We start from the raw sequence: 16,205 nt of genomic DNA, 5'->3' as shown, positions 1-16,205 counted from the left end.
CGAAACCCGTGCGGCTGATCCTGATCACATTGACGGCCCTTCTGCTCGCCACCGTCGTCGGCGTCGGCGCGACCTGGATGACGACGACGCGCGGCACCGAGATCGGCGCGCTGACCATCGGCCCCTGGACCGCCCGTCCGCGCACCGGCACGGCCGACGTCGATCCGTATTCACGCGCCACCATCGTGCGCAACGGCGAGCTGCCGATCGGCACCGGCGACGGCGTCGCCTTCACCGCGACCGCCGATGACAAGAAGAAGGCGCTCGACGGCCGCTGTGACGTCGTCGTCTCCGGCGTGACACCGCCGGCGCGGTTCTGGACGCTGACGCTGTACGACCGCAAGGGCCATCTCGTCGCCAATTCGCTTACCCGCTACGGCTTCACCAGCCAGGAGATCGTGCGCCAGTCCGACGGCTCGTTCGAGATCCGCATCGCCTCGCGCTCGCGCGCCGGCAACTGGCTGCCGACCGGCGGCATCGAGCGCTACGCCTTGATGCTGCGCCTCTATGACACCCCGGTCGGCGTTGCCACCCGTACCCAGCGCGATGCGCCGATGCCTACGATCACGACGGTGGGCTGCTCATGATCCGGCTGCTGTTCACCATCCTTGCCGGCATCGTTTTGGGCCTCGTGGTCCATCTCGTCAGCGTGCTGGCGCTGCCGCGGATCGCGACCCAGGATGCCTATTCGCGGCTGACGCCGATGACGACGGTGAACGCCGTCACCCAGCTGCCCCTCGCCGATCCGCAGACCTCGCCGATGCCGTTCATGGACCCGGCCTTTGCGCTCGCGATCTGCCGCTACGATCTGTCGGGCGGTCCGATCAAGCTGGCCGTGCCGGTGAGCCAGGCCTACACTTCGGTGTCGTTCTACACCCGCAACGAGATCGCCTATTACGCTATCAACGACCGCTCGGCGGGCCGCAAGGTGATCGAGCTCGACCTGATGACGGAAGCGCAGCACAACGAGCTGCCCGAGGACGAGGAGGTCACCGCGGCCGACCGGCTGATCATCGATTCCCCTGCTACCACCGGCCTGATCGTGATGAAGGCGCTCGCCCCCGAGCCCGGCCTGATGCAGCAGGCGCAGGCGACGCTTCAGGCTGCGACCTGCGCCCCGCAGACCGAGCCGCCCGCCAAGGCCGAAGCGCCGCGCGGCCGGCGTTGAAGCGGGCCGCTTCGGCCGTGCAACAACAAAAACTGCGAAAACAACCCCATGCACAGTAGCGGGGCATTGAAATCGTTGGGCTATCCGACCACCCAAAAACCGACGCTGCGGACTCGCATCAAGAATTCGGAAATTTGACACGTCGGGCAAAACACCGGCATACTGGCATCATCGAGAGTTCGTCACACCCGCGCGGAGCAGTCCGTCGCGGGTGTTTTCATGTGGGAGCAGAGGTTGAACGAGCCGGACGGACACCGCTTAGCCATACTCGGCAGGTCTTTTCAGACTGCTGACACCGCGCTCATTCCGATGGCCCATGGCGAGCCGACCGCTCCTGACGCGATCGTCGGCATATGGGAAGCGGACGACGGCACCGTAAAGCTCGACATGGCTGTCAGGCGACAGTAGGACGCAATCGCAAATCGATTGCGCCGTTGAAGCAGCAAGCCTCGAGGGCTATCGATCGGCGATGCCTTCAATCGGGAGGAACGCATGAGCACCATCACCGGCGGCTGTCACTGCGGCGCAATCCGTTATCAGATCGAAGGCGAGATGATCGTGCACGCACTGTGCCACTGCCGCGATTGCAGGCTTCACGCCGGCGCGCCGGTGGTCGGCTGGACGATGTACGCGGAGAATGCCGTCAAGGTGACCAAGGGCGAGCCCAAGGCGTACCGGTCTTCGGAACATGTGCGGCGGCACTTCTGCGCTGACTGCGGAACCGGCCTGTTCTATGTCAACGCCAGCATGCCCGGGATTATCGACGTCCAGAGCGCGACCTATGACGATCCCGATTCCGTCCCGCCGGCGATGCAGATCCAGGTCGCCGAGCGGCTTCGCTGGATGGAGCGCGCGCACGAACTGCCGACGTTCGACCGCTTTCCCCCGCAGCCGTAGCGGCGAGCCGCGACACGCGCCGACAAGATCTCCCGCATCACAGGAACCCCGTCGAAATCCACGGGATCGCGGCAACCACCAGCGTGCCGATCAGCAAGGCCACGATATAGCCGACGATCGGCTTGATGCCTTCGTCGGGACTGATGCGGCTGATCGCGCATGCGGCATAATAGCCGACCCCGAATGGCGGGGCGAACAGGCCGATGCCCATCGCGAGAACGACGACCATCGCATAGTGCACCTCGTGCACGCCGACCTGGCGGGCGATCGGAAACAACAGCGGCCCGAACAGCACGATGGCCGGGATGCCTTCGAGCACGCTGCCGAGAATGACGAAGGCCACGATCGTGACGCCAAGGAAGACCGGCGTTCCGCCCGGCAGCGCGGTCATGAACTTGGCGAGCGATGCGGAGAAGCCCGATTGCGTCAGGGCCCACGCCATCCCGGTCGCGGCGCCGATGATCAGCAGGATCGCGCCGGACAGCGACGCGGTCTCCGCCAGCATCGGATAAAGCCGGCGCCAGGAGAACTGGCGGTAGATCAGGAGCCCGGTGAGAACCGAATAGACGATGCCGATGGTCGACACTTCGGTCGCGGTCGCGACGCCCTCGACCACCGCGGCGCGGATGACGAAGGGCAGCGCCATGGCCGGAATTGCGATGATGAAGGCGCGGCCGATCTCCCTCCCCTTCGCGCGCTTCACATGCGACAGATCTTCGCCGCGATATCGCCACCAGACGACGGAGCAGAGACCGATCGCCAGCACGATGCCAGGCAGCAGGCCGCCGGTGAACAGCGCCGCGATCGACACGCCGGTGACCGAGCCGATCGTGATCAGCACCAGCGACGGCGGAATGGTCTCGGTTTGCGCTCCGGTTGCCGCAAGAAGCGCGACGAGATCGCCGGGCTTGGCGCCGCGCTTGGTCATCTCGGGAAACAAGACCGGCGCCACTGCCGCCATGTCGGCCGCCTTCGACCCCGAGATGCCCGACACCAGGTACATCGCCCCGACCAGGACATAATGCAGGCCGCCGCGCACGTGGCCGAGCAGGCTGGCGAGAAAGCCGACCATGGCCCGCGCCATGCCGGTCATTTCGATCAGCAGGCCGAGGAACACGAACAGAGGCACGGCCAGCAGGATCAGATGGCTCATGCCTTCGTCCATCCGTCCGATGATGACCACATCGGGCGTACTCGTCGTCAACGTCAGATAGCCGACGGTGGCAAGGCCAAACGCGAACGCGATCGGCACCGCCGCCAGCACCATGGCGCCGACGATGACCACGAAGAAGATGAGCAGGTTCAGATTGCCGAGCGGTTTCAGCATCGGCGCCGCGAGCACAAGCGCAGCGATGACGCCGGCGACGAGCGCCACGGCCGCGAGCAAGCTTCGCAGTCCCGCGATGCGAACGAGCCGCAGCCCCGCCGCGACCAGCATCAATCCGATGCCGACGGGCAATGCCGCGGCACGCCAGCTGTTGACGATCTCGAGCGCCGGCGTCGTGACGAACACCTCGTCGGCCGCAAATTCGTAGGCGGGATGGATCACCAGCAGCAGGAATGCCAGTGACGCCGCGGCGGCAACGACATCCAGGAATGCGCGCGCATCGGCGCGGAGCATGCCGATGACGGCCGTCATCCGCATGTGCTCGCCGCGCTGGAAGGCGATCACGGATCCCAGCATGGCGAGCCACAGGAACAGGATGCCGGCCAGCTCGTCAGCCCAGATGATCGGGGCATGAAACACGTATCGGCCGACGATGCCGGCCGACAGCACGACGATCTCGGCCAGCACCAGGAGTGCGGCCGGGATCGCAACCACATGACCAAGCAGCTTGTTGGCCCTGACGGCCCACAGGCGCACACCAGATTGAGGTGCCGCGACAGCGGCACCTTCGTCGATGTTGGGCGTATGGTTGACGGCCGTCATGACAGCTTGCCCGCCGCTTTCTCGAGCTGCGCCCAGGCCTCTTCGCCGAACTTGCCCTTCCAGTCGGCGTAGAAGCTCGTCTTGGCGAGCGCCTGCCGGAACGCGCCGCGATCGACCTCGATGAACTGCATGCCCTTGGCGGTCAGATCCGCGCGCAGCGAGTCGCTCAGCTTCGCGATGTCGGCGCGCTCGTCCTTGGCCGAGCGATCGAACTCGCGCGTCACGATCGCCTGCACGTCCTTCGGCAATTTCGCGAAGGCGCGTTTGTTGCCGAGGATCCAGTAATTGTCCCAGACATGACCGGTCAGGGAGCAGGTCTTCTGCACCTCGTAGAGACGGGCGGTCGCGATGATCGGCAGCGGGTTCTCCTGCCCGTCGACCACCTTGGTCTGGAGCGCGGAGTACACTTCATTGAAATTGATCGGCGCAGGTCCCGCGCCGAGCGCCTGGAACAGCGAGGTCAGATTGGGTGCGGCCGGCACACGCAGCTTGAAATTCTTCAGGTCCTCCGGTGTCCTGATCTCGCGGGCCGACGAGGTGACGTGACGGAAGCCGTTGTCCCATGGGCTCGACACCGCCATGATCGGCGTCTTGGCGATTTGTGCGCGGATATAGGCGCCGAGCTCGCCATCCATCGCCTTCCAGACCGCGTCATAGCTCGTGAAGAGAAAGCCGAGATTGACGATGCCTGCGGCCGGGACCAGCGTCGCGAGAATCAGGGACGACAGGTTGAAGAACTCGACGCCGCCGTTGCGCACCTGCGTCAGGAGATCGGTGTCTGAACCGAGCTGGTTGGCCGGAAACAGGTTGATCTCGAGTCGGCCGCCCGTCGCCTCGCGAATGCGGTCGATCGCCTCTTTTGCGCGAACGTTGACCGGATGGGTCGGGTCCTGCCCCGTCGCGAGCTTGTAGGTGAACTCCGCCGCCGACGCCGGGCGCGTGAGAACGGCACACAACGGCACGGCGGCGCCTGCCATCAGCAATCTGCGACGGCTGAGGGTGGTCGGCTTGCGCAAGGTCATCGTTTCCTCCTGTTGAGCATGGATTGATGTGCAGCGACGGCTTTCGCCACCAGCTGTTGCTGCCGGCCGGCTCTCGATGCGCCGGTATTGGACAGCAGCTCTCGTTCTCCACAGCAGCGCTGCGAAGCATGTCGATCTGATCAGTTACGAAAGGTGGCCGCGGCGTTAGCGCAGCCACTCCTTGATCTGCCGCGTCACTTCCGCGGTCGAGATGCCGTAGCGGTCGTGCAGGGTCGGAAGCGCGCCGGCGGCGAGAAACTCATCGGGCAGCCCAATCTGCCGGAACGCCGGATGCACGCCCGCGCGCATCAGCAGCGCCGCGACCGCTTCGCCGAGGCCGCCGATCACGGTGTGGTTCTCGGCGACCACGACCAGACGGCCGGGCTTGCCCGCTTCGCGCAGGATAGTCTCGGTGTCGAGCGGCTTGATCGTCGGCACGTGCAGGACGGCCGCATTGACACGATCGTCCTGGAGGGACTGGGCCGCCTCCAGTGCACGCATGGTCATGATGCCCGAGGAGATGATCAGAATGTCGGTGCCATCGCGTAGCAGCGCCGCCTTGCCGAGCTCGAAACGGTAACTGTACTCGTCGAGCACCAGCGGCACCTGGCCGCGCAACAGGCGCATATAAACGGGCCCGCGATGCGCGGCGATGGCCGGGACGATCTGCTCGATCTCATGCGCATCGCAGGGATCGATCACCGTCATGTTGGGCATCGCGCGGAATAGCGCGAGGTCCTCGGCGGCCTGATGGCTCGGCCCGTAGCCCGAGGTCAGGCCAGGCAGCGCGCAGGCGATCTTCACATTGCGGTCTTCTTCCGCGATGGTCTGATGGATGAAGTCGTAGGCGCGGCGCGAGGCGAACACCGCATAGGTGGTGGCGAACGGCATGAAACCTTCGGCGGCGAGACCCGAGGCTGCGCCGAACAGAAGCTGCTCGGCCATGCCCATCTGATAGTAGCGATCCGGAAAGGCCTGCGCGAAGATGTGCAGATCGGTGTATTTGCCGAGATCGGCTGTCATGCCCAAGACGTCTTCCCGGCTGCGGGCAAGCTCGACCAGCGCATGCCCGAACGGCGCCGGCCTGGTGCGCTGCCCTTCCGCCGCAATCGAGGCGATCATGGCCGACGTCGTCAGCCGTGGCTTCCCGGACGGTGTCGATCCCACGGACTTCATGACTGCTCTCCCGCGTTCAGCGCCGACAGCGCCAGCTGCCATTCATGCGGCTCGACGCGAATGAAGTGGTTCTTCTCGCGCTGCTCCAGGAAAGGAACGCCCTTGCCCATCAATGTGTCGGCGACGATCATGCGGGGCTTTGGCTCGGGATGCGCCATCGCGGCATCGAAGGCGCCCACCACCGCGTCGAGATCATTGCCGTCGACACGCTGCACAAACCAGCCGAACGCCTCGAGCTTGTCGACCAGCGGCTCGAAGCCCAGCATCTGCTTCGATGGACCATCGGCCTGCTGATTGTTGACGTCGACGATCGCGATCAGATTGTCGAGCTGGTGATGGGCCGCCGACATGATGGCTTCCCATTTGGAGCCCTCGTCCAGCTCGCCGTCGGAGAACAGCGTGAAGATGCGCGACGCCGACCGCTTGCGCTTCAGCCCGAGCGCCATGCCGACGGCGATGCCAAGACCAAGGCCGAGCGAGCCACCCGACATCTCCATGCCCGGTGTATAGGACGCCATGCCGGACATCGGCAGTCGGCTCTCGTCGAAACCATAGGTTTCGAGTTCGGCCTCGGGAATGATCCCGGCCTCGATCAAGGCTGCATAGAGCGCGATCGCATAGTGCCCGTTCGACAGCAGGAAACGGTCGCGGCCTTCCCAGGCGGGATCCTCGGCGCGAAAACGCATGGCGTGAAAATAAGCCACCGCCAAGACGTCGGCGATGTCGAGCGCCTGCGCGATATAGCCCTGGCCCTGGACCTCGCCCATCAGCAGGGCGTTGCGGCGGATGTTGCGGGCGCGCTGTGCGAGCGTCGGCGCGTTTGCGAGCGTTGGTGTTGCCATGATCGTCTCTCCCCTCCTCCGCTCAGTGGATCAGCATGCCGCCGTTGACGTCGATGACGGCGCCGGTCACGTAGGCCGAGAGGTCGGAAGCGAGGAAGGTGTAGATGCCGGCGACATCAGCGGCCTCGCCGAGCCGGCCGAGCGGAATGCCCTCGAGGATCTTCGCCCGCATCTCGTCCGTGAGCTTGCCCGCGGTGATGTCGGTGCCGATCAGGCCGGGCGTCACGCAGTTGACGCGGATGCCGTCGGGCCCGAATTCGCGCGCCATCGCCTTGGCGAGACCGAGCACGCCGGCCTTCGCCGCCGAATAATGCGGTCCGCCGAAGATGCCGCCGCCGCGCTGGGCGGAGACCGACGACATGCACGCGATCGAACCGCTTCTGCGCTTCTGCATGTGCGGGATCACGGCCTGCGACAGGAACAGGATGCCCTTGAGGTTGACGTCCTGGATGCGGTCCCAATCTTCCGGCTTGATGTCGAGAAGTTTTACGGGCTGGGTCACGCCGGCATTGTTGATGAGGATGTCGATCCGGCCGAATCTGGCGATCACCGCTTCGACTGCCTTGATGCAGGCCTGCTTGTCGGCGACGTTGCAGGCAACGCCGAGATGCGGCTCGCCAGCGGCCGGTTCGAGGCCGCGCGCGGCGTCTTCCGCGGCCGCACCGTCGATGTCGAGAATGGCGACCCGGGCTCCCTCGGCCGCAAAGCGGCGGGCGGTTGCAAGGCCAATGCCTCGCGGAGAGGCCGCTCCGGTGATGATGGCTGTCTTGCCGCGTAGCAGCATTGTGGTCCTCCCTGAATGGCTGTTGCCGGGCACCCGACGGCGCCGCCGTTCTTGACCCGTTTGATTATGCGGCAGCGCGCCTTCGGACAAACGCGCTGTTGTCTTGCATGGGTGAATTTGGTTCACTTGTCGGATGCTGCTGTCCAGTATCCCGATATCGTCCATCCGCGCCTTCGAGGCGGCCGCCCGCACCGGCTCGTTCCGGGACGCGGCGAACGAGCTGCATCTCACTCCGAGCGCGGTCAGCCACGCCATTCGCAAGCTCGAAAGCGCGATGAGCACCGTCCTGTTCGAGCGCAGCGCCCGGGCGGTGCGGCTGACGCCGGCGGGCGAGAACCTGATGCGTCATGCCGGCGCCGCTTTCGACAATCTGCGCCGAGGTATCGAGGAGGTCGCAGGCCGCGGCCCGCAATTGCTGCGGGTGCACTGCGCACCGAGCTTCGCCGCCCAGTGGCTCGCCCCGCGGCTCGCCCGCTTCATGGCCGCCGAGCCCAAGCTCGAGGTTCGGCTCGCCGCCAACACGGAATATGCGAGGTTCAGCAACGACGATTTCGACATCGACATCGTCTACGGCCAGCCGAGGGCCGAGGGAGTCGAGATCATTCCGCTGGGCGAAGAGACCGTGACGCCACTCTGCACGCCCGAGCTCGCGAAGAAAATCCGCAAGCCGAAAGACCTGCTCGACCAGGTATTGATCCGCTCGGACGTCAAGCAGGTGCAGTGGCATCAATGGTTCACGGCCAACGGTCTCGAAGCGCCGGCCATCCACGGCATGCGCTTCGATCGCAGCTTCCTGGCGATCGCGATGGCGTCGAGCGGACTTGGCGTGACGCTGGAATCAACGCGGCTCGCCGAACGCGAGATTGCGGCCAAGCTGTTGGTGGCGCCACTTGCCAGACGTTCCACCGACATTCGCTATGTCGGCCATCATCTGGTCTTTCCCCGCGCAGGCCAGCAGCGTCGGGCGATCCGCGCCTTTACCGAGTGGATCACGCGCGAGCTTGCGGCCGGCCGCTCGGCTTGAGCGATAGGCGCGGCCACGATGGCGGCAGTCGTCACGCGCGGCGAGCGATAATCACGAGCTCGGCTTCGCGTCAGCTTTTCGTGCTGGCGGTCTTGTCCAGCGCCGCCCGCAAGCCCTCAGCAAGCTTGACGGCATCGTCGTTTGCCCAGAAATGCATGAAGAAGAGCCGTGGCTGCTCGTCCAGCATGTGACTATGCAGCGCCGTCACCTCGATGCCGTGCGTGCGCAGCGCCACGATGACCGGGTTCACCTCGTCGCTGGTGAGGACGAAGTCGCCGGTGATGGCCGCCTTGCCGCCGCCGGTCGGCTGGAAGTTGATGGCGATCGCAACACCCATCGGGCCGACGGGGGTCAGCGGCATGCCGTCTTCCGTGATCGGGTCGCGCCGCTTGACGTTGAACTGGTAGACGCCGCCATTGCCCTGCCCTTTGACGCCGATGATCTGGTCGAGCTTCGCCGTATCGAGGTCGATCGCAGGCGGGTTGCCCGCCGCCGCGACCGTCAGGGGGGTTTTGCTTTCGGCGAGGGCATCGTGGATTGCCGAGGCCAGCTTGACGGCATCGCCATGTCCGGCGACGTGCATGTAGAAGGTCGCCGGGCTCGCGCGCAGGAGATGATTGTGCACGGCGGTGATCTCGATACCGCTCGCGATCATCTTCGCCATCACAGGATTGATCTCGGTCTCGAGGAGCACAAGGTCACCCATGACCATGGCACCGCCATGCGCAGGCTTGAACGCGAGCCAGCCGCCAAGCGCGAGCGCCGGCTTGATCGTGACTCCGTCCAAAGTCACCGTGAGATCGCTACGAGGGAAGCCGTAACGATGGACATCGTCCGCAACACTGGGCTTGCGGCCCAGCGTTTCGTCGATCTTCTTCCAGTCAACATCCTGCGCATGAGCGCTCGCGATGAAACAGGCACTGACGCCGATCAGCGCCGAGATCGTCTTTCGCATTGATCTACTCCTTGAGCTTGGTTTCAGGCTCTCGCGCCCCCAAGGGTTCACTTCTGCTCCTTGATCTGTCCGCTACTGTCCACGACGAGCCGCACGTCCTTGCCGTTCTTCACGGCCTTTGCGGTCGTGCCCTCGGCGGTCGACTTGATGTCGCTGACCTGCGAATAGCCGGCGGCCTGGAGTTTGGCGACGAACTCCTCCTGTGTCAGCGCATCTGCGCTCGACAGCCCGCCTGCAGTCGCCAGAAGCAGGACTGCTTGAAAGATCGCTGGTGTACGCATGATCGTTCTCCCGGTGGTATTCCCCGCCCCAGGTGAAGCCCGCTCAGTGACATCGTCTCCGGACAAAGGCCACGACGCGCAACAGGGTACCAGCACGCGATGCCCTCGCCTATCGCGTGTCGGCGCTGCGCGCCGATCAGTCGGGACAATTTGTGGGATGGCCTGGAGGTTGAAGATGGTTCGGAGGTTGAAAATGACATGCTGCGTCCCTGGTGAAGATCAGGACGCGATTCTTCGGCATGTCGCCTCGCGGGGGGATCGCACACCCCCGTCACCGCAAATAGAAACCGTGATGGCAGAGCTGTCAATCCGAGCTTTCCCCTCAAATTGCCACCGCGCGTCACGAAGAGTTCACCGTCGAACGGAACCGCCAACCACCAGTTCGAAACGACCGAAGGATCTCACCTACATTGCCCGCGTTGAGGCGTGTAGGTCGAGCGGGCTTGCGCGCTCAGCCCTTCGAGACCACCGCGCGGCCGTAAGGCGGCTGCGCTGCGACCGGCGGGTTGGCGGTCTGGGCTGCGAGCTCGCCGATCAGGCGGTCGGCGTCGGCGGCCATGCCGTCGGGAGCCTGGATCACCAGCCGCTCCAGCGCCCAGCGATAGGACGAGACGCGCTGCTCCAGGCACTGCTGCACCCACTGCACGATCAGCGAGTTCTCCTGCATGCGCGCGACCGCATCGTCCCTCTCTCTTGGCGAGAGCGCGGAGACGCGCGCCATGCTGGCATCGCGCTTCCTGTCGAGATCGATGACGCGGATTGCGCTGGCGAAGAACGGCTCGAACCGGGTGATGTCGTTGCGCACGTCCTCGATCAGCTGCGCATAGCGCGAGGAATGCGAGCGGTGCGGCTCGTCGATCAGCGTGCGTCCATACATGGTGCGGTCGAACACGATCTTCTGCCGCCAGGGCGAGGGCAGCGGCTTGTAGTCGCCGAATACGCTCTTCCAGGCCGGGCGCGACAGCGGCGGCTCGATCATGGGATAGGCGAGATCGCGGAGCTGGCGCTCCTCGTCGGTGAGCTGGAATTGCGAGGGCTTCAGGCCGACGCTGGAGGTGACCTCCGCCCCTAACCAGCGATGCATGTCGTCGCTGCGCATGTCGGCGCGAGTGCGGCCGAAATCGCCGCCGCTACAGGCGCCGAGCGCAGCGCCAAGCAGCGCGAGCAGGACGGCCGATACGAAAGGCCGGATCTGGCGGATGGTGTCCGGCATTGCAAAAGCCTGAAGTCAGCGGCGACGACGACGGCGCCCCGGCGCTGTGCCCTGCTCCGGCCCGCGATCGCCGCTGGTTTTGTCCGCCTCGCGCTCGATACGGATCACCGGGAGGATCAGAACCGTTCCCGTTTCCGTGCGCGGTGCGGCATCCCCCGACGAGCCTGCCCGGCGAGCGGCCGGAAATTCGATGATCGTCCCCATATCCAGCTCTCTATCAATTGCCGTGCGACCAAACGTGCTTCATGCAACATGCATTCATTAAGATCAGTTATGGTTAACGGGATGTAAACGCCCTTTCCGGACCGTAACCGCACGGAGCGTGCCGCGCCGTCCCGTTGCGGCACGACAACGCCTTAAATTGCCGGGCCGGCTTCACGCCTCATTTTCCTTAACGAGGCTTTAAAAGAACCTGCGATAAGCTCGCGACAAGGATCTCTCCCGAGTTGCGTACGCCTCCATGACCAAGTCGCTGTTTCCCGGATTCGACGGGCTGATGACCCTCTCCCGTCGCGAAGGCGTCGACATCCGCCCGACGCTGCTGCGCGTGCTGACCGATCTCTATGTGCAGACGCGCGTCCACAGCGACGACGAACAGCGGCAATTCGTTGAACTCGCCACGCGATTGATCGACCAGGTCGACGACGCGACGCGCGCGGCCGTCAAGGCGCGGCTTGCGGTCTATCCGACGACGCCCGTCCCGATCCTCCAGAAGCTCGGACTGGTCGCCGCCCAGGAAGGCCGCAGGGTTCCGCTGGCGCGAGAGATTCCCACCTCGCCGCCGGCACCCGCCCAGGCCCGCACGCCCACCGAGGCCGAGCAGCGGCTGGCTTCGAACATGGCGATGCAGCCGAAGGACGCCGCCGAGATCCACGACATGTTCTTCCGCGCCGGCACCTCCGAGCGCGCGCTGATCCTGCACAATCTGGCGCAGACGCCGCTCAAAGCCGCGCCGCGGATTCCGACCATGCGCGCCAAGCGCGCGATCCAGATCCTGGAGATGGCGGCGATCGCGGGCGACATCGAGAACTTCACCTTCGAGCTCGGCGACAGCCTGATCCTGCCCTCACGCGTCGCGGCCCAGATCGTCGACGATGCCGGCGGCGAGGCGCTCGCGGTCGCCGCGCGCGCTCTCGACATGCCGAGCCCGGTGTTCCAGCGCATCCTCTTGTTCTTCAAGCCGGAGATCGGGACCTCCGTGAACGACGTGTACCGGCTGTCGCGGCTCTATGACCGCCTCAGCGACCGCTCCGCGCTGGTGATGCTGGCGGCCTGGCGCGGCTCGACGCTCGCGGTGACCCGCGCAAAGTACCAGGCCTCGCTACATGACGGCGAACGCCAGCGTGCACGTGCCGGTGCGAGCCAGACCCGGCCGGGCGTGCAGCCGGGCACGAGCCCGACGGTGCGCAGGGGCACCGGCGGATCGTCGGATCGCTAGAAGATTTAGATTGGTTTGTCGCTGAGAAGGCGGTGCGCTCCCTCTCCCGCAAGCGGGAGAGGTTAAGAGCCTGCGGGCTGATCGTGGCAAACAACGGCTATCGCGCCCGCATCACGCCCGCGCCAGCTCGAGAAAATGCCGGCCCGCGCGGTCCTCGGTCTCGACGATCCAGGCGTCCGGATCGAAGCGGATTTCCTTGGTCAGCCGTTCCTCGATGGTGTGCTCCGGCAGAGGCTGCGGCGCGACCGGCACGAAGAAGCGATCGACCGGACGGCCGTCGTCATAGACCGCCTGCGGCGCCGGCGTATACAGCATCGCATTGCCGTCGAGCAGCGAGACCTTCACGAACACCGCGCCCGCCTCCTCGGCGCCGCGCCGGCGCACCGCGCCGAACACGCCCTCGGTCTGGCAGCGACGCAAATAGGCCGCCACCCATATGTTGGATTTCAAACGCATGAATCCGACGATAGGCCAGCGCGCGGTCTCACGCCAGCCTCAGCTCGTGCGGCTATTCGACGGGATGACCGATCGCGGCCGCGAGCTCGCGCAGCAGGCGGTCTGAGACCTGGCCGGTGACCTGCATCTTGTGCTCGCGCTCGAATTTCTGGATCGCGGACTGGGTCTCGCCGCTCATCGTGCCCGTGATCTTCAAATTCCCGTAGCCATATTCGGACAGCGCGCGCTGCACGCCGGTGATACGTCGCGCGGCCGGGCTCTGCACCGGGATCGGCGCCGGCGGACGCAGGGCCGAGGGCGGCGTCGAGGTCGTCGCCTTGACCAGATTGGTCATCGGATCGTTCGAGCGCGTCGAGGCGGTCGCCTCGACCGGCCTTTCGGGCGGCTTCTCGGCGGCGCGCTCGGCAGGTTTGGGCTCGGTGCGAAACTCCGTCGCGCGCGGCTCGAGCGGCGACGTCTCGGCGCCAACGGGACGCGGACGCGGCAAGGGGTTCGCCAGCGGCACGGACGACGGCGCGGGTAGATTGATCACCGTGCCGAACATCGGCGCGGGATGCCGGCCGGTCTGCAGGAACAGCGCATTGGCAACGATCGCACCGATCGCGGCGACGGCGACGAGGCCGGCCAGCGTATCCTTGGGGCTATGCAGCAGCACGCGCATGACGAGGTTGCGCTCGGTCTCGACGTCGATGACCGCGGCCTTGGCACCACGACGGCGCGGAGCGGCTTCGCCCTTTGCAGACTTCTTAGGCACTTTTCTTCACCAGCGCAGGTTGGTCGTGAGATTCTTCGTGAAGTTGGTCGTGAGATTCTTCGTGAGATTGGTTGTGAGATTCCTGGCGCAGCACCGGCATCAGCGTCGCGATCTTGCTCTCCGCCGGCTTGGCCTGCGGCGGCGTGTAGACGAGCGGCAGCTTGACGGTGACGGCGGTGCCCTCCCCTAACCTGCTTTGTACCGTCAATTCGCCGAGATGCAACGCTATGAGGCTCTTCACGATCGAAAGCCCGAGGCCGGTGCCTTCGTGACGGCGCTGATAGGTCTTGCCGGCCTGGAAGAACGGCGCGCCGATGCGCTTGAGATCGTCGGGCGCGATGCCGACGCCGGTGTCGCTGATGCGCAGCGCGAGCTGCGAACCCGACACCGCCGCCGTCACGGTGACCTGGCCGCCGCGCTCGGTGAACTTGATCGCGTTGGCGACGAGATTGAGCACGATCTGCTTGAAGGCCCTGGGATCGCCGGTCATGACAGGCAGATCCTGCGGCGCATCGGTGATGAGGTCGATGCCGTTCTCCCGCGCCTTCAGTGCCAACAAATTGCAGCAATGCATCAGCGAGGCGCGCGGCGCGAACGGCTCCGAGGCAATCTCGAAATTGCCAGATTCCATCTTGGACATGTCCAGGATGCCGTTGACGACCGACAGCAGATGCTGGCCGGACTCGTTGATGAGCTGGGCATATTCCTTGCGCTGGGCCGCTCCCAGCATCAAGGTCTGCTCCTGCGCGATCATCTCGGAGAAGCCGATGATGGCATTGAGCGGCGTGCGCAGCTCGTGGCTCATGGTGGCGAGGAAGCGCGTCTTGGCGGCGTCGGCCGCCTCGGCGGCGCTGCGGGCCTGATCGAGCGCCTGCTCGGCAAGCTTGCGGTCGGTGACGTCGCGCATCACGGCGACGACTTCGGCCCCGCCGGCGACGTCGCGAACCCTGTCTAGGTCGAGCGGGCGGCAACGCATCCCGACCCAGATGAAGTCGATCTGGCCGCGCTCGGAGCCGGCAGGTTCCCGCCGCAGCCGAAACTCGACGCTGCACACGTCGCCGCGCGCCGCATCCGATAAAGCCGTGAGATAGGCCGGGCGATCGGCGACGTGCACGCGATCGAACAGGCCGTGACCAAGCAGTTGCGTGACGGGCATGCCGAGCATGGTCTCCGCCGCCGGCGAGATGAACTGCACCGCTCCGTTGCGCTGATGCCGCGAGATGACGTCGCTCATGTTGCGCGCGAGCAGGCGATAGCGCTCTTCCTCGCGCGACAGCAGCGCAACGCTGGTGCGCGCCAGCGATTCCGCGCCGAAGGCGAGGCCCGCGGCGTAGAGCGTCGCCGAGGCGACGCCGAGCGCCATCAGCACGCCGCGTTCTGTGGCGCTCGGCAGGTCGATCGGCAGCCAGCCGAGCTGGCTGACGAGGATCAGGATCCCGGCACAGGACAACGCGAGCAGCGAGGCGAAGGCCGCGACGCGGCGCGAGGCCGACAGCGCGGCTTCGAGCGGAACCACGACCAGCCAGATCGCGGCAAAGGATTCGATGCCGCCGGTGGTGGCCGCCACCGCCATGATCAGGCCGGCAAGCGCCAACGACGACAGCACATGCGCGCCTTCATAGCGACCGGTGCGCGACAGGAACCAGGACAATAGGATCGGCGCGATCAGCCAGGCGAAGGCGGCGACCTCGATCGCGCTCGGCGCGCCGCGCAGGACGAGATAGATCGGGAATGCGGCGAAGGCGGCCAGGCTGCCAAGCAGCCGCGGCGCCATGAAGGCACGATGGCGCGCTCGCGTCAGCGCATCGTAACGCGCGGAGGGATGCAGCAGCGCATCGAGACAATCGCGGATGATACTCAAAACGGTCACGGGTCTCGCGCTTCGGCTCAATCGTCTTTAGAAGACGCGCCGGAACGCCTCCTTATCGTTGAGCCACCGTGTCAGAGCGACCTTAAACGAGTGCTAAGGCGGCGCGGCGTGCGGCCGGACACCGCGGCATCGCGGGGCTTTTTAGACGATTTGGCGACGTCTTCGGTGCGGATGGTGAACACAGAGTTTCACTCTCCTCGGCATGGTTTCGAATTGGTGGATCCGGGGCGCCAGCAGAATCACGGGCGCGGGCGTCAATCGAAAATTTACGAGACCGTCGATCCCGAAGATTTTTGCGTAAATTTTCCGCGAATTAAGCTCAAGGCAATCACTTGCGATTTATCGAGGGTTGCTAGGTCCGACATCCGCGGAGATCGCCGCGGCGGGATCGAACG

At 65.5% G+C, this 16,205-nt stretch carries 18 protein-coding genes; 6 read left to right on the top strand and 12 right to left on the bottom strand.

The window, feature by feature from the left end; genetic code table 11:
- Nucleotides 1-8 precede the first annotated feature (8 nt).
- From LRP30_RS13260 to LRP30_RS13245, 4 genes are all read left to right on the top strand, one after another.
- A complete protein-coding gene (locus LRP30_RS13260; RefSeq protein WP_249760593.1) occupies nucleotides 9-587 on the top strand; it encodes a DUF1214 domain-containing protein in 579 nt (192 codons plus the stop codon).
- Nucleotides 584-1,168, top strand: coding sequence for a DUF1254 domain-containing protein (locus LRP30_RS13255; RefSeq protein ID WP_128939068.1), 585 nt, complete (start codon nucleotides 584-586; stop codon nucleotides 1,166-1,168). The genes LRP30_RS13260 and LRP30_RS13255 overlap by 4 nt, the downstream gene beginning before the upstream one ends.
- Before the next feature lie 234 nt (nucleotides 1,169-1,402).
- Nucleotides 1,403-1,576, top strand: coding sequence for a hypothetical protein (locus tag LRP30_RS13250; RefSeq protein ID WP_249760592.1), 174 nt, complete (start codon nucleotides 1,403-1,405; stop codon nucleotides 1,574-1,576).
- 84 nt (nucleotides 1,577-1,660) lie between these two features.
- Entirely contained in the window at nucleotides 1,661-2,065 is a 405-nt protein-coding gene (locus LRP30_RS13245; protein ID WP_249760591.1) for a GFA family protein, read from the top strand.
- Nucleotides 2,066-2,102: 37 nt separating this feature from the next.
- Here the strand turns inward: LRP30_RS13245 and LRP30_RS13240 are convergent, their stop codons facing one another.
- From LRP30_RS13240 to LRP30_RS13220, 5 genes are all read right to left on the bottom strand, one after another.
- Complete coding sequence (locus LRP30_RS13240) at nucleotides 2,103-3,995, bottom strand: TRAP transporter large permease subunit (RefSeq protein ID WP_249760590.1); 1,893 nt, start codon at nucleotides 3,993-3,995, stop codon at nucleotides 2,103-2,105.
- Entirely contained in the window at nucleotides 3,992-5,017 is a 1,026-nt protein-coding gene (locus LRP30_RS13235; protein WP_249760589.1) for a TRAP transporter substrate-binding protein, read from the bottom strand. The genes LRP30_RS13240 and LRP30_RS13235 overlap by 4 nt, the downstream gene beginning before the upstream one ends.
- A 165-nt stretch (nucleotides 5,018-5,182) precedes the next feature.
- Nucleotides 5,183-6,193: a transketolase family protein gene (locus LRP30_RS13230; protein ID WP_249760588.1), complete on the bottom strand. Its 1,011-nt coding sequence runs from the start codon at nucleotides 6,191-6,193 to the stop codon at nucleotides 5,183-5,185.
- Nucleotides 6,190-7,035, bottom strand: coding sequence for a transketolase (locus LRP30_RS13225; RefSeq protein ID WP_249760587.1), 846 nt, complete (start codon nucleotides 7,033-7,035; stop codon nucleotides 6,190-6,192). The genes LRP30_RS13230 and LRP30_RS13225 overlap by 4 nt, the downstream gene beginning before the upstream one ends.
- Before the next feature lie 22 nt (nucleotides 7,036-7,057).
- Complete coding sequence (locus LRP30_RS13220) at nucleotides 7,058-7,819, bottom strand: glucose 1-dehydrogenase (protein WP_249760586.1); 762 nt, start codon at nucleotides 7,817-7,819, stop codon at nucleotides 7,058-7,060.
- Between the two features lie 136 nt (nucleotides 7,820-7,955).
- Here LRP30_RS13220 and LRP30_RS13215 point away from each other — a divergent pair, with 136 nt between their 5' ends.
- Nucleotides 7,956-8,843 carry a LysR substrate-binding domain-containing protein gene (locus LRP30_RS13215; protein WP_128937493.1) on the top strand — a complete coding sequence of 296 codons (888 nt, stop codon included), beginning with the start codon at nucleotides 7,956-7,958 and terminating at the stop codon, nucleotides 8,841-8,843.
- Nucleotides 8,844-8,913: 70 nt separating this feature from the next.
- Here the strand turns inward: LRP30_RS13215 and LRP30_RS13210 are convergent, their stop codons facing one another.
- The 4 genes from LRP30_RS13210 to LRP30_RS13195 all read right to left on the bottom strand — a co-directional run bounded on the left by LRP30_RS13210 (nucleotide 8,914) and on the right by LRP30_RS13195 (nucleotide 11,496).
- Complete coding sequence (locus LRP30_RS13210; RefSeq protein WP_249760585.1) at nucleotides 8,914-9,798, bottom strand: DUF1259 domain-containing protein; 885 nt, start codon at nucleotides 9,796-9,798, stop codon at nucleotides 8,914-8,916.
- A gap of 47 nt (nucleotides 9,799-9,845) precedes the next feature.
- Nucleotides 9,846-10,079, bottom strand: coding sequence for a PepSY domain-containing protein (locus tag LRP30_RS13205; RefSeq protein WP_249760584.1), 234 nt, complete (start codon nucleotides 10,077-10,079; stop codon nucleotides 9,846-9,848).
- Between the two features lie 451 nt (nucleotides 10,080-10,530).
- Entirely contained in the window at nucleotides 10,531-11,292 is a 762-nt protein-coding gene (locus LRP30_RS13200; protein ID WP_091890896.1) for a hypothetical protein, read from the bottom strand.
- A 15-nt stretch (nucleotides 11,293-11,307) separates the two neighbouring features.
- Nucleotides 11,308-11,496: a hypothetical protein gene (locus tag LRP30_RS13195; RefSeq protein WP_249760583.1), complete on the bottom strand. Its 189-nt coding sequence runs from the start codon at nucleotides 11,494-11,496 to the stop codon at nucleotides 11,308-11,310.
- A 256-nt stretch (nucleotides 11,497-11,752) separates the two neighbouring features.
- On the opposite strand from LRP30_RS13195, the gene LRP30_RS13190 reads away from it, so the two are divergent.
- Nucleotides 11,753-12,730, top strand: coding sequence for a DUF2336 domain-containing protein (locus LRP30_RS13190; protein ID WP_249760582.1), 978 nt, complete (start codon nucleotides 11,753-11,755; stop codon nucleotides 12,728-12,730).
- Between the two features lie 111 nt (nucleotides 12,731-12,841).
- Here the strand turns inward: LRP30_RS13190 and LRP30_RS13185 are convergent, their stop codons facing one another.
- Genes LRP30_RS13185 through LRP30_RS13175 form a run of 3 tightly spaced genes read right to left on the bottom strand, consistent with a single transcriptional unit; the run spans nucleotide 12,842 to nucleotide 15,810 of the window.
- Nucleotides 12,842-13,186, bottom strand: a complete 345-nt coding sequence (locus LRP30_RS13185; RefSeq protein ID WP_128934954.1) for a DUF1491 family protein — start codon at nucleotides 13,184-13,186, stop codon at nucleotides 12,842-12,844.
- 52 nt (nucleotides 13,187-13,238) lie between these two features.
- Nucleotides 13,239-13,940: a peptidoglycan-binding domain-containing protein gene (locus LRP30_RS13180; protein WP_128934955.1), complete on the bottom strand. Its 702-nt coding sequence runs from the start codon at nucleotides 13,938-13,940 to the stop codon at nucleotides 13,239-13,241.
- Entirely contained in the window at nucleotides 13,933-15,810 is a 1,878-nt protein-coding gene (locus LRP30_RS13175; RefSeq protein WP_249760581.1) for an ATP-binding protein, read from the bottom strand. Before LRP30_RS13175 ends, LRP30_RS13180 begins: the two co-directional genes overlap by 8 nt.
- Between the last annotated feature and the right edge of the window lie 395 nt (nucleotides 15,811-16,205).

The sequence above is a fragment of the Bradyrhizobium sp. C-145 genome (genome assembly GCF_023375135.1).
Classification (GTDB): Bacteria; Pseudomonadota; Alphaproteobacteria; order Rhizobiales; family Xanthobacteraceae; genus Bradyrhizobium; species Bradyrhizobium zhanjiangense.
Note: the sequence above shows the minus strand (reverse complement) of the source record. Positions and strands in the feature narration are given on the sequence as shown.

Coding starts and splice junctions, on each gene's coding strand:
- LRP30_RS13255 (WP_128939068.1), top strand. CDS start 584: ATGATCCGGCTGCTGTTCACCATCCTTGCCGGCATCGTTTTGGGCCTC.
- LRP30_RS13245 (WP_249760591.1), top strand. CDS start 1,661: ATGAGCACCATCACCGGCGGCTGTCACTGCGGCGCAATCCGTTATCAG.
- LRP30_RS13240 (WP_249760590.1), bottom strand. CDS start 3,995: ATGACGGCCGTCAACCATACGCCCAACATCGACGAAGGTGCCGCTGTC.
- LRP30_RS13235 (WP_249760589.1), bottom strand. CDS start 5,017: ATGACCTTGCGCAAGCCGACCACCCTCAGCCGTCGCAGATTGCTGATG.
- LRP30_RS13230 (WP_249760588.1), bottom strand. CDS start 6,193: ATGAAGTCCGTGGGATCGACACCGTCCGGGAAGCCACGGCTGACGACG.
- LRP30_RS13225 (WP_249760587.1), bottom strand. CDS start 7,035: ATGGCAACACCAACGCTCGCAAACGCGCCGACGCTCGCACAGCGCGCC.
- LRP30_RS13220 (WP_249760586.1), bottom strand. CDS start 7,819: ATGCTGCTACGCGGCAAGACAGCCATCATCACCGGAGCGGCCTCTCCG.
- LRP30_RS13210 (WP_249760585.1), bottom strand. CDS start 9,798: ATGCGAAAGACGATCTCGGCGCTGATCGGCGTCAGTGCCTGTTTCATC.
- LRP30_RS13205 (WP_249760584.1), bottom strand. CDS start 10,079: ATGCGTACACCAGCGATCTTTCAAGCAGTCCTGCTTCTGGCGACTGCA.
- LRP30_RS13200 (WP_091890896.1), bottom strand. CDS start 11,292: ATGCCGGACACCATCCGCCAGATCCGGCCTTTCGTATCGGCCGTCCTG.
- LRP30_RS13195 (WP_249760583.1), bottom strand. CDS start 11,496: ATGGGGACGATCATCGAATTTCCGGCCGCTCGCCGGGCAGGCTCGTCG.
- LRP30_RS13190 (WP_249760582.1), top strand. CDS start 11,753: ATGACCAAGTCGCTGTTTCCCGGATTCGACGGGCTGATGACCCTCTCC.
- LRP30_RS13185 (WP_128934954.1), bottom strand. CDS start 13,186: ATGCGTTTGAAATCCAACATATGGGTGGCGGCCTATTTGCGTCGCTGC.